Raw genomic sequence first — 12,365 nt, forward strand, 5'->3', positions numbered from 1 at the left:
AAAATATGCATTTACGTGCAAAACCGTGGGCCAGCGATTGGCTAACTAATCACTCAGACATTGTGATTGATCAAGATAGAGCGACAGATCAAATTGGTCAATGGCAAAAATTGTTTGACCAAAATCAACCAATTCATGTGGAAATTGGTTCTGGAAAAGGTCAATTTATCTTAGGGATGGCTTTGGCACACCCAGAGATTAATTATATTGGTATGGAGATACAGGAGACTGCGATTGCAATTGCTGCTCGAAAGAGCTTTGATCAAGTCGGTAAATTACCAAATTTACGTTATATTTACGGTAACGGCAATGGTGTCGAAACTTACTTTGAAAAGTCAGAAATCGATAAAATTTATTTGAATTTTTCTGATCCATGGCCAAAAAAGCGACATGAGGCACGACGTTTGACGTATCGCTCATTTTTACAATCGTATGAAGCTGTTTTACCAGATCAGGGTGAGGTTGAATTCAAAACAGATAATCGTCATTTATTTGAGTATTCATTAGTTAGTTTTATGACCTATGGTATGCGTTGGTCTGCAGAAGATTACACACTTGATTTGCACGCTGACCCTGATAAAGTAATGGGAAATGTTGAAACCGAGTATGAACAAAAGTTCATGGCAAAGGGACAACCAATTTATAAAATAAAGGCTCACTTTTAGAGCACGGGCTTTTCCAACAACAAGCAACGTCTAATTTAGGCGTGTATGCTAGACTGTTATTCAATAATAAAAGCCTTTGTAAGCTAGTTATGAATTTAATTAAAGGGAATTTTTAAAATGTTAATGTTCATTCAAAAAAATCATAAAAGTGACAAATATTATACGTTAGCAACAGATGACGGTAACATATCATATGCAGTGCTTGGGCAATATCTTGGGCCACAACTACTGACTGAATTTGAACAAACGTTTGCTAATTATCTGGTCAATGAAACCGGTATAGTGATGTTTGATATCAAAGAAAACGATTTAGATGAAGTGAGTACTAATTTAGCTAAATACTCGCTTTAATTTAAGACATACTGAAATAGAAGTAATGTTTTTTAAAATGGACAAAAGAAAGTAGATTGAAGTATGAAAACACTTGTAACCGGTGGCAACGGTTTTGTTGCAGGGCATATTATCCAAAAGCTTTTGGCACAAGGGGATCATGTGATTGCCACTGTTAGATCTGATGAAAAAGGTCAGAGGCTTATGAAGGAGTTTGATTCAGATCACAGACTGTCTTATGTGTTATCAAGCTTGAATGACCCAGATGACGTAGTGCTGACAGATGCTTTGCGTACAATTGACGTGCTGTATCACGTTGCAAGTCCGCTTGGTGGCAGGAATGCCAATGATCCTAATTTGATTCGTCAGGCGACACGCAACAATACTACGCTGTCCGCACTGTGATTGACTTACATTTTTAATCGTTCGGGTAAACCAAAAGCATAGTAGGAAACCTAACATATTTTAAGCATTATATGATACTGTGATATATACTAAAAAAGTAATGTTACCAAGCATTGCCAGCCTAACAGGTTTTTTAACGTCCATTATCTTCCCTGTTAGGTTTTTCTATGTCTTCTTTGCAAATTTAAAACCAAATATTGACCTGTTGTATACAAAGACTTGCTAAAATGAAAGAGCAATGTGTTAGCAGACATTGTAGCCAACCAGCAGTATTATTCTATCGTCCTGTATCATAATCTGCACTGCTGGTTAAAAATGTCAATTTCTCCCTGAAAGAAGGCATGATAGGTTCGTTGTAAGTGATTACAACGAACCATTTTTTGTGCGATTTGAAAATTGTTAATCCTCATCTTAATATAATGAAAGTAATTTTTCCAAGTTGAAATCGTTTACAATTTAGGACATGTACGGTAGAATGAACTTGTAACATCAAATAAACCTCAAGGAGATCATTTTATGTCAGTTGAAGAAAAGTTTGATAATGCTAAGGACAAGGTTGCTGGTAAAGCAAAAGAAGTTGAAGGCAAGGTTACCGGTGACAAAGCTCGCGAAGCAGAAGGAAAAGCACAGAACCTCTTTGGTAAGGCTAAAGATAAGTTTGCTGATGCAGCAGATGCTGTTAAGGACAAAACTGAAGAGGCCGTTGACGCAGTAAAAGACGGTATTGATAATCTTAAAAAGAAATGATTCAAAAACGACTTATGGTCGTTTTTTTTTTTACTTTTAAAAATAAAATTTAACATGAAAATACGCCTATTTTAAAGCATAGACAAACCCCTGATAACAAAGTTAGCAGGGGTGATGTGACACTATTATCTAAGACCAACATTTAACGAAAATTAAGACTAATTTTGTGACTTTATTCACTGATGCTGGCTGTTTTGATTTAAATGTGATATCATAAAGATATGGCAAAAGAGAAAACAACTAAATCAGGAAATATTCCATTGCGTATTGATCCAGAGTTACATCAGGTTTTGGCTGAAAAAGCGAAACTAGAAGGTCGATCACTAAATAATTATTTGACGAAGATTTTAGAAGATGGTGTTAAACCTAAATCTTTTGAAGATCGGCAGTTCGTGGGACACGTGATTTCAGGGCATGACTTTGATTTGGACAATCGGTTGGTTAAAGTTTCAGGCATTTATTACCGTTATTTGATAGATAATGCTTCGGCGGCTAAATATGATGCAAATTACGTTATTTTAGAGGCTAATGGCAATATTTTGACCTTACGCGAATTAGTTGCTGAGCTTCACTAGTTGTTGCCAATGTTCATGTGAACAACGTTAAAATGGGGGTTGACGGTGCAGTGTGCTTTTTAACACAACGCACGACAGCCAAGAGAGTAGATAGGGAGAAACAAAATGTTATTTTTTAGAATCGTACCGCAAAACAATGCAGGATTAGTCGAAACATTGGGGAAATACAAGTCTCGTAAAGAAGCTGGTTTGCATTTTTACATTCCATTTTTGCAAACAATTCGCAATGTGAGCTTAGCAATGCGACCATTACGTTTGCCAGATTATTCGGTTATTACGGCTGATAATGCTGATATTAAGGCGAGTGTGACGTTGAACTACCACGTTACTAATGCGGTCAAATACATGTATGAAAACACTGATTCAGTTGAATCAATGGCACAATTGGTTCGAGGTCACCTGCGTGATATCATCGGTCGTATGGAATTAAACGAAGCGCTGGGGTCAACTACCAAAATCAATGTACAGCTGGCCGATGCAATCGGTGATTTAACTAATACTTACGGTATTAATGTTGATCGTATCAACATTGATGAACTACGGCCATCAGTTTCGATTCAAGAGGCTATGGATAAGCAACTGACTGCTGATCGTGAGCGTGTAGCTACAATTGCAAAAGCTGAAGGTGAGGCACGTTCAATAGAATTGACAACAAAAGCCAAGAACGATGCTTTGATGGCAACAGCGAAAGCTGAAGCTGATGCGACCAAAACGCGTGCTGAAGCCGAAAGATATCGAATTGATACAGTGCAAGCTGGTTTGGCTGGCGCCGATGACAAGTATTTCCAAAACCAATCAATCAATGCCTTTTCAACCTTGGCACAATCATCAGCTAACCTAGTCGTTGTTGATGGCAAAGAAATTGATTCTCTTGGTAAATTACCAGTTGCTGGCAAGTTATTAGGCAAAGGGCTAAAATGAAACACTTACTGATGCAACAAAAACTATTTTCACTTAAAGGTGAATTTTCAATCATGAATGAGCATGATCAGATTGAGTACACTGTGGCCGGTAGTTTTTGGCGAATCCCAAAGTATTTTGAAATTTATGACAAACAAAATCAAATCATTGCGCGGTTAACACATCGTGTTTGGCAGCTATTACCCAAATTTTCTCTTGAAATCAATGGTTTTCCTGAAAGCATAGAAATTGCGAAGCGCTTTAGTATTTTGAAGCCCAAATATGATATTGATGGATTGGGTATTACTGTGACGGGTAATTTTTGGGACATGAATTTTGCTATTGAAAAAGATGGATTTGAAATTGGACGAGTTGATCAACGGTGGTTGGCCATGTCGAGCACATATGACATCAGTATTGAAGATGAACAGTATGAAACACTTGTGATTGCTTTGGTTGTTGCAATTGATTATGTGAAAGCGCAAGAGCGGAGGAGCTCCGCCAGCAGCTAGTAAAACTAACTAATTAAAATCGTGGTAACACGTTTTTAATTTTGAAATCTATTTCGTTAAATTTCTAAATAGATGATATAATAGGTTAAAACAATATTAGGAGCTGATATGGCATTACAGGAAACGATGAAAGCTTTATCTAATCCAGTTCGGCGAGAAATCTTAATGATGCTTAAAACTGGTGCCAAGCCAGCAGGTGATATAGCACAACATTTTGAATTGAGTCAGGCAACAATTTCAGCACATTTATCTTTGCTGAAACATGCGGACTTGATTCGGGAACAAAAGTACAAAAATTATATTTATTATGAATTGAATTTATCGGTATTTGAAGAAGCCACACTTTGGCTGAAAGGATTTACAAATGAAAAATAGCAGGGTATTGCTGCCAAATTTAATTAGTTTATTGCCCATTGTCTATGGTGGCTTGCTATGGCAATATTTACCGCAACAATTACCAATCCATTTTGGCATCGATGGACAGCCAGATCAGTATGCGCCAAAGCTAATTGCTGTTATTGGATTACCGGTGCTAATAATTACTGTGAATTACGTTATTATTAGGTCAATGAAGAATAAAGGTATTGATAATCAAAAGGTATTCACTGTCCTTATCTGGAGTTTGCCGTTACTTTTAAACGTCGTTCAAATTGTGACTTTTATGCACGCGCTAAATTATCACATCAATATAGGTTCTGTCATTTTACCAGTAATTGGTCTTTTGTTTATTGTTTTGGGTAATTACTTGCCTAAAACGACGCCAAATTACATGGTCGGAATTCGTTTGCCAGAAACGTTACATAATAGTGAAAACTGGCAGAAAACGAACCGATTAGGCGGGTTTACAATGGTGTTTGCTGGTTTTATACTTCTTATCACGGGGATAATTGGCAATATGATTGCTGTAATTGGGTTGATTGTGGCAATGGTGATAACTATCTTAGTGCCAGCTGTTTATGCTAGTTGGTTGGCTCATCGTTAATAAGATTGATAGTTGGAGAGAAGATGTTCATTCATGATATAATGTAGGGCATGAATGATTATAATCAAAAAAACATATTAGTGGTGGTCTCAGGTAGCGTGGCTGCCTATAAATCAGCTGTTTTAGTTCGCGAGTTGATTAAGTTTGGTGCACATGTGCGTGTAGCAATGACCAACTCTGCACAAGAGTTTATCACCGCTAAAACGCTAGCTGTTTTGTCACAAAATGTCGTTTTAACAAATTTGTTTGCTCAACAAGATGCAACAGTATTGCACATTGAATGGGCACAATGGGCGGATCAGATTTTTGTTGTGCCCGCGACGGCAAATTTGATTGGCAAAATTGCTAATGGCATTGCTGATGATGCTGTTACCGCTACGATTATGGCGTCTCATGCCGATAAAATCATTGCACCAGCTATGAACGATGTGATGTTAAATAATCCCGCTGTTCAGCGCAATATACAAGTGCTTGAACAAGATGGTTGGCTGGTTATTTCACCAGAGATCGGTTTCCTAGCAGAAGGCTATGAAGCGAAGGGACGATTGCCAGAACCTATTGAAATACTCTCACAAACAGCGATTCGATTACGAGCTCGCGAGGCAAAATTGCTAAATAAAAAGGTCATTATTACGGCCGGTGGCACCAAAGAATCAATTGACCCTGTGCGCTATATTACTAATCGATCCAGTGGTAAAATGGGCTTTGCTTTGGCGCAAGCGGCGGTTGAATCTGGGGCAAAAGTCACTTTAATTTCAACTCAAAAAGCCCCACAAATATATGGCGTGGACGTAGTTTATGTCAACTCAGCTGCAGAAATGTATCAACAAGTGCAATCCTCGTTTGTAACCGCCGATATTTTCATTAGTGCAGCCGCGGTTTCTGATTATCGACCTGTTAATGAAGCGAGCCAAAAAATCAAAAAAGAGGGATCAGAGGGGCTGAATTTATCGTTAGTTCAAAATGTTGATATTTTGTCAGAAATTGGTCATTCAAAATCAAGTAATCAATTCGTAGTAGGTTTTGCTGCGGAAACGAATAATTTGATGGCCTATGCGCAAAAAAAATTAAAGACCAAACAAGCAGATATGCTCATTGCAAATGATGTGAGTCGTAGTGATGTTGGATTTAATTCAGATGACAACGCCGTTACAATATTGGTCCCAAACCAAAAACCTGAAACGACAATGCTATTACCAAAAATTGAAATTGCCCGTTTAATCATGAATCGGATCGGACAAACATTCGCATAATAACGCTGGGTGTGCTAAAATAAACTGTTAAATAACGTTTTATGGAGGTCAATATGGTAGAAGAAGTTGCAGAAAATACTTCTGGTTTTAATATTGGGGATGTCTTACTGGCACCAGCTTATGGGAATTTGGAAAAACCATTTACCGGTCAAGTTGAAAAGATTTATGATAACGCATTATTAGTTGAAATCACTGAAAATGATCCTGTTGATCAACCAACTGTTAACGAGATGAACCACCGCGCTGTTGTGCGCATGGATGAAGTCGAAGTAATTAAACACGCACCAGCACCAGAAAAGAAAGCTGAAGAAGAGGCTTAAAGCGCTGCCGTGACGAGTGTCTTGTGTTTTTGCTAGCTTATCAAACATTAGGCAATTGTGATTGAATTTCCATTTCTTGTATATGACTAGAAATGGTTTTTTAATTTTTCGGCGAAATAATGCTGTGAATACGGTATAATATAAGTACTATACAATGCGCATGTGCGGCCTATCTTGTTGAAAAATTATTAATTCAAGAACAAATATGTGTCATTATGTGCCTATAAGCATGATTGTAGGCAACAAATTATTAATAAATAAGGATAATATGATGTCAAATAATCAACCTGTCATTGCGGCTTTAGCTGCAGTTTTAACTGATCTTTCAATCGATCAAATTATAGAAAAACTTGAAGCACCAAAGTCATCGGAACTTGGCGATGTCGCTTTCCCAACGTTTACTTTAGCTAAGTCATTACACAAGGCACCACAGCAGATCGCCAGTGATATTGTTGCTAAGATTGATCAAAATGGATTTGAAAAAGTTGTTGCCACTGGACCATATGTCAATTTCTTTTTGGATAAATATGCAACCTCAAATCAGACAATCAAGACCATTATTGATTTGAAGGGCGCCTATGGTGACAATGCAAATGGTAATGGTGCTAATGTTACTATTGATATGTCGAGCCCCAATATTGCAAAACCTATGTCAATGGGACATCTAAGGTCTACTGTAATCGGTAATGCGTTGGCTAATATCACTAAAAAAAATGGTTTTAATCCAGTAAAAATTAATCATCTCGGGGACTGGGGAACACAGTTTGGTAAATTAATTTATGCTTACAAAACATGGGGATCAGAAGCTGAAGTTAAAGCAGATCCTATCGCTACGCTCTTACGTTATTATGTTGAATTTCATGAAAAGGCAAAAGAAGATGATAGCTTAAATGATCAAGGACGTGCTTGGTTTAAAAAATTAGAAGATGGTGATGAGGAGGCACATCAATTATGGCAATGGTTCAGAGCTGAATCATTGAAAGAATTTACACAAATTTACGACCGTTTGGATATCGAATTTGACTCATTTAACGGGGAAGCCTTTTATAACGACAAGATGGATAAAGTGGTGGATATCTTGACTGAAAAAGATATCTTGGTCAAATCTCAAGGTGCCCAAATTGTTGATTTATCAGCCATTAATCCTAATATGACCCCTGCTATGATTAAGCGGTCCGACGGGGCAACGTTGTATATGACTCGAGATTTAGCTGCAGCCATTTATCGTAAAGAGACTTATGACTTTGCCAAGTCACTTTATGTTGTCGGTGGCGAGCAACGTGAGCACTTCGTCCAAATGAAAGCTGTTTTGTCGTTAATGGGATTCGATTGGGCCGATGACGTGGAACACATCGCCTTTGGATTAATTACTTTTAATGGTAAAAAAATGTCAACTCGTAAGGGAGATGTTGTTTTACTGAAAGATGTTTTAGATGATGCGCATGAACTCGCTTTGAAGCAAATTGAGGAAAAAAATCCTGAATTGCAAAATAAACCACTTGTTGCGGAACAGGTTGGTGCTGGCGCGGTTGTTTTCCATGATTTAATGAATGACCGTACAAACAATTTTGATTTTAACTTAGAAGAAGTTGTTCGGTTTGAAGGTGATACTGGCCCATATGTTCAATACACGAATGCGCGTGCAAAATCTATTTTGCGTAAAGCAAATACTGAGATTGACCCAAACACTTTAAATCTTAATGATGATAGCACTTGGGATATCGTGACGACGTTAAACAATTTTCCACAAACAGTTGAACGGGCGTGGCAGCAACGTGAAGCAAGTGTCATTGCTAAATACGCCTTAACATTATCCAGAGCGTTTAACAAATACTATGCTAACTCTAAAATTTTGACAGCAGATGATCAACTCAATGCACGTTTAGCGCTGGTTCAAGCTGTTTCAATTGTTTTGACAGAAAGTTTACGTTTGCTTGGTGTTAAAGCACCTGAAGAAATGTAAGTAGTTGATTGACACGAGTCTTTAAGGGAGAAATCTATGATTTCAAAACAAAAACGTCAAGAGATGATTCTTGATATTATTCAGCATCAAACGATTGCAAATCAAGAAGATTTACTGGCGCAATTAAATGGCCGTGGTGTTGAAACAACACAAACCACTATTTCAAGGGACATTCGTGCTTTAAATATTGTTCGTCAAAAAGATTCCGTAGGTCAATTGCGTTACCAGCAATTGCAGGAGCCAACAGCCGAGAAACCTGAAAAGGGTTCTACAACAGCGGTCGATGAAGCAATCAAAGAATACGCGTATTTTGCCAAGAATGTTGAATTTATGACAATTATTAAGACAACAGATGGTAGTGGTAATGCCGTTGCTGGCATTATTGACGATGCAAATCTGCCTGAAGTAGTGGCAACATTAGCGGGATTTAATACAATCTATGTGACGAGTACGACTGCCCAGTCCGCTGAACAATTGGCCAATCATTGGGCAGCGTTGATAGGGTGATGCATGACCTGGTTAAAATCTACAATTAAAAAAATTTGGGATAAACTTGGCCCAATCTGGCATCGTTGGCAATTCGGACGGCTTTTGATTGTGCTATTCATGACCCTCTTTCTTGCAACAAGTGTATATTTGGTTGTTCTGGCCAAAACGGCAAACGTTGAAAATTTAGAGGCGACATTATCAGCAACCACTGAGATATATGATGATGAGGGTAAAAAAGCCGGTGAATTGTACTCACAAAAGGGAACTTATGTCAAGTACGATCAAATTTCGCAAAACATGCGTGATGCAGTGTTATCAATTGAGGATCGTAATTTTTATCACGAACATGGTTTTTCGGTTAAAGGTATTGCTCGTGCAGCACTGATGTACGTTCGTAACAAAGTGACTGGCTCTAATGCAATTTCTGGTGGTGGTTCAACTTTAACCCAACAGTTGGTTAAAAATGCTTATTTGACTCAGGAACAGACATTTACCCGTAAAGCCAAAGAAATATTTTTGTCAATGCAAGTTGAACAAGATTATTCTAAGAACAAAATTTTCACCATGTATTTAAACAATGCGTGGTTCGGTAACGGGGTATGGGGTATCGAAGATGCCGCTCAGAAATATTTCGGTGTCCATGCTAGTCAATTGACGACAGCGCAGGCAGCCACATTAGCTGGCATGTTAACAAGTCCAGCTCAATTCAATCCAATTGATCATCCAAAAGCGTCAGATGCACGGCGAAACGTTGTATTGGCCACAATGGTAGAAAATAAAAAGTTAACAAAGGCTCAGGCAAGTGCCGCCCAGTCCACAACGACGGTTTTGCATGATACCTATAACGCTTCAGGTGAGTATAAATATCCATGGTTCTTTGATTCAGTTATTAGTGAGGCTATCAAGACATACGGCTTAACAGAGAGCGATGTGATGAATCGCGGTTACAAAATTTATACCACGCTCAATCAAGAAGACCAAACTAATTTACAAAATGATTTTGACAATGATGCTATGTTTAATTATGTGGACAATGCACAAGCTGCATCGATTGTCCTAAACGCAAAAAGTGGTGGTGTTCGAGCCATTGTTGGTGGTCGTGAAGAGACACATACTTTCCGTGGCTATAATCGTGCTAATCAAGCCCTCTTATCACCTGGCTCTACAATTAAACCTATTGTTGTTTATGCACCAGCTTTGCAACGTGGCTATTCGATTGATTCTGAATTGCCAAACAAGGTCATGTCATTTGGTGTAAATGGTAATTTTACCCCAAACAATGCCGGTAACGTCGAAACAGCTGATGTGCCAATGTATTCGGCACTTGAGCATTCTTACAATATTCCCGCAGTTTATTTATTAAATAAGATGGGCGTTTCGGTCGGATATAACAGTGCTATCAAATTTGGCTTACCATTGACTTCAAGTGATAAAACATTGTCATTAGCATTAGGTGGTTTGTCAAGTGGTGTTTCACCACAACAAATGGCTCAGGCTTATACCGCGTTTGCTAACGATGGTGTCATGAGCCAGGCACACTATATTACAAAAATTGTTGATGCCACAGGTAAAGTCATTGTCAATACACCTAAGGCAAAGCAAACACGAGTAATTAGTAGCACGGTTGCTGATAATATGACTAGAATGATGTTGGGCACCTATACGAACGGTACAGGTGTTGGGTCGGCACCGAGTGGCTATACGATTGCCGGTAAAACAGGAACTACTGAAAATTCACTTGATCAAAATAATGCCAATTCGTCAAAAGATTCTTGGGCGATGGCTTATACCAAAGACATTGTTGAAGCAACTTGGATGGGACTAGAAGGAAAGAATGCCCAATCAAATTCTTTGCCACTTGGATTAACATCAACAATGGGACCATTAGTCAAAACATCCCTTGAACAGATATTACCCAATACTAGTCAGTCAACATTCACAGTAACTAATCCAAATGCCACTACAAGCAGTAGTAATAGTTCTTCATCTAGCGATATTTGGGGTACTATTCAGAAAGATTTCAATACTGGCGTGAAAAAGGCAGTTGATGGTGCTGGCAAACTATGGGATACTGTAACAGGACTCTTCGGACAGTAAATACAAATTTAAAAGGATAGAAAAAATGACTGTAAATATTTATGATAATGCCAATGAGATGGCTAAAGTACTAACTGAAACGCAACAATACATTGCTTGGCAAAATGCTTTCAGTGATGTACAAGAAGATGCAACATCTAAAGAATTGTTTGGTGAATTTCAACAGATTCAACATGCAGTTCAGCAAATGATGCAAACGCAGCAACAACCTGATCCGGCAAAAGAAAAAGAATGGGATGCTGTTGCAGCTAAGGTCCAAAATGATGACAAAATCAAGGCGCTAATGGCCGCTGAACAAGCACTTAACACACTTTTAACAGAAATTAATGATATTGTTACCAAGCCAGTTGCTGAGGCGTATGCTAAGCTAAATTAAGCAAAATATTATCACCGGCAGTGACCTGCTGGTGTATTTTGTATAGGGGACAACAAAATGATGAAGTTTATTAAAGAGTGGGTTTTTCCAATAGGGTTTGCTGTTTTATTTGTGGTGTTGATTCGAACGTTTTTGTTTACTGGTGTTAGCGTGAGTGGACCTTCGATGCAACCCAATTTGCAGGATAAAGAATTTGTTTTTTTGAATAAAATTGCATCCTATAAGCGTGGTGATGTGGTTGTGTTTGATGCCCGTCAAGAAGACCCAAGAATTGCAGATGGTGAGAAAGATTATGTTAAGCGTATTATTGGCGTACCTGGGGACACCGTAGCATATCGAAATGGCAATCTATATGTCAATGGCAAACAGGTAAACCAAGACTTCATCAGTGCAAGTGAACGCAAGGAAGGAACAGAAATGTCTTTTGGTACTACTTGGTCGCTTAAAACCTTATCGAGTGGCAATAATTGGCAAGCCAAAGACCGTAATCATACAACCGTTCCTAAGGGAGAATACTTTGTGATGGGGGATCACCGCTCTGTGTCAAATGATGGTCGTTATTTTGGTTTTGTGGACAAAAAGCATATTACTGGAAAAGTGGTTGTACCATTCTGGAATAGCAATAAAGTAGCCAAAGCAAATGTTAATCAAGGCAATACAAATTTCTTTGTAAAGTAGTTTGCACTACGAGTAGAAAGATGATACTATAATAACAACAAATGAAACCTTTAACCAGGTCCAGAGAGGCCTG

At 38.3% G+C, this 12,365-nt stretch carries 16 protein-coding genes; all 16 read left to right on the forward strand.

Annotated elements, in window-relative coordinates; genetic code table 11:
* The first annotated feature begins 5 nt into the window (after positions 1-5).
* Complete coding sequence (gene trmB, locus ACI3ES_RS03920) at positions 6-665, forward strand: tRNA (guanosine(46)-N7)-methyltransferase TrmB (protein WP_114666607.1); 660 nt, start codon at positions 6-8, stop codon at positions 663-665.
* A gap of 117 nt (positions 666-782) precedes the next feature.
* Complete coding sequence (locus ACI3ES_RS03925) at positions 783-1,016, forward strand: hypothetical protein (protein ID WP_114666608.1); 234 nt, start codon at positions 783-785, stop codon at positions 1,014-1,016.
* 63 nt (positions 1,017-1,079) lie between these two features.
* The gene (locus ACI3ES_RS03930) at positions 1,080-1,400 is read left to right on the forward strand and encodes an NAD(P)H-binding protein (RefSeq protein WP_114666609.1); all 321 of its coding nucleotides are present in this window, start codon (positions 1,080-1,082) and stop codon (positions 1,398-1,400) included.
* A gap of 516 nt (positions 1,401-1,916) precedes the next feature.
* The gene (locus ACI3ES_RS03935) at positions 1,917-2,147 is read left to right on the forward strand and encodes a CsbD family protein (protein WP_114666610.1); all 231 of its coding nucleotides are present in this window, start codon (positions 1,917-1,919) and stop codon (positions 2,145-2,147) included.
* A 221-nt stretch (positions 2,148-2,368) separates the two neighbouring features.
* Positions 2,369-2,722 (forward strand): toxin-antitoxin system HicB family antitoxin, encoded by a 354-nt coding sequence (locus ACI3ES_RS03940; RefSeq protein ID WP_080519032.1) that lies wholly within the window; start codon positions 2,369-2,371, stop codon positions 2,720-2,722.
* A gap of 105 nt (positions 2,723-2,827) precedes the next feature.
* Positions 2,828-3,643, forward strand: a complete 816-nt coding sequence (locus ACI3ES_RS03945; protein ID WP_010277549.1) for an SPFH domain-containing protein — start codon at positions 2,828-2,830, stop codon at positions 3,641-3,643.
* Positions 3,640-4,134: an LURP-one-related/scramblase family protein gene (locus tag ACI3ES_RS03950; protein WP_004915210.1), complete on the forward strand. Its 495-nt coding sequence runs from the start codon at positions 3,640-3,642 to the stop codon at positions 4,132-4,134. The genes ACI3ES_RS03945 and ACI3ES_RS03950 overlap by 4 nt, the downstream gene beginning before the upstream one ends.
* Before the next feature lie 108 nt (positions 4,135-4,242).
* Positions 4,243-4,509, forward strand: a complete 267-nt coding sequence (locus ACI3ES_RS03955; RefSeq protein WP_114666612.1) for an autorepressor SdpR family transcription factor — start codon at positions 4,243-4,245, stop codon at positions 4,507-4,509.
* Positions 4,499-5,116 (forward strand): SdpI family protein, encoded by a 618-nt coding sequence (locus tag ACI3ES_RS03960; RefSeq protein ID WP_114666613.1) that lies wholly within the window; start codon positions 4,499-4,501, stop codon positions 5,114-5,116. Before ACI3ES_RS03955 ends, ACI3ES_RS03960 begins: the two co-directional genes overlap by 11 nt.
* A gap of 50 nt (positions 5,117-5,166) precedes the next feature.
* Positions 5,167-6,369, forward strand: a complete 1,203-nt coding sequence (coaBC, locus tag ACI3ES_RS03965) for a bifunctional phosphopantothenoylcysteine decarboxylase/phosphopantothenate--cysteine ligase CoaBC (RefSeq protein ID WP_317211245.1) — start codon at positions 5,167-5,169, stop codon at positions 6,367-6,369.
* Between the two features lie 53 nt (positions 6,370-6,422).
* On the forward strand, positions 6,423-6,689 hold the full coding sequence (locus ACI3ES_RS03970) for a hypothetical protein (RefSeq protein ID WP_004915218.1): 267 nt from the start codon (positions 6,423-6,425) through the stop codon (positions 6,687-6,689).
* A gap of 271 nt (positions 6,690-6,960) precedes the next feature.
* Entirely contained in the window at positions 6,961-8,652 is a 1,692-nt protein-coding gene (argS, locus tag ACI3ES_RS03975) for an arginine--tRNA ligase (protein WP_114666615.1), read from the forward strand.
* Positions 8,653-8,688: 36 nt separating this feature from the next.
* On the forward strand, positions 8,689-9,159 hold the full coding sequence (locus tag ACI3ES_RS03980; protein WP_114666616.1) for an arginine repressor: 471 nt from the start codon (positions 8,689-8,691) through the stop codon (positions 9,157-9,159).
* A 3-nt stretch (positions 9,160-9,162) separates the two neighbouring features.
* Positions 9,163-11,238, forward strand: coding sequence for a PBP1A family penicillin-binding protein (locus tag ACI3ES_RS03985; RefSeq protein WP_114666617.1), 2,076 nt, complete (start codon positions 9,163-9,165; stop codon positions 11,236-11,238).
* 25 nt (positions 11,239-11,263) lie between these two features.
* Positions 11,264-11,614: a YlbF family regulator gene (locus tag ACI3ES_RS03990; protein ID WP_004915229.1), complete on the forward strand. Its 351-nt coding sequence runs from the start codon at positions 11,264-11,266 to the stop codon at positions 11,612-11,614.
* Between the two features lie 57 nt (positions 11,615-11,671).
* Positions 11,672-12,292 carry a signal peptidase I gene (lepB, locus tag ACI3ES_RS03995; RefSeq protein ID WP_114666618.1) on the forward strand — a complete coding sequence of 207 codons (621 nt, stop codon included), beginning with the start codon at positions 11,672-11,674 and terminating at the stop codon, positions 12,290-12,292.
* Positions 12,293-12,365: the final 73 nt, after the last annotated feature.

Origin of the sequence: Leuconostoc falkenbergense, assembly GCF_045801155.1 — a bacterium.
Classification (GTDB): domain Bacteria; phylum Bacillota; class Bacilli; order Lactobacillales; family Lactobacillaceae; genus Leuconostoc; species Leuconostoc falkenbergense.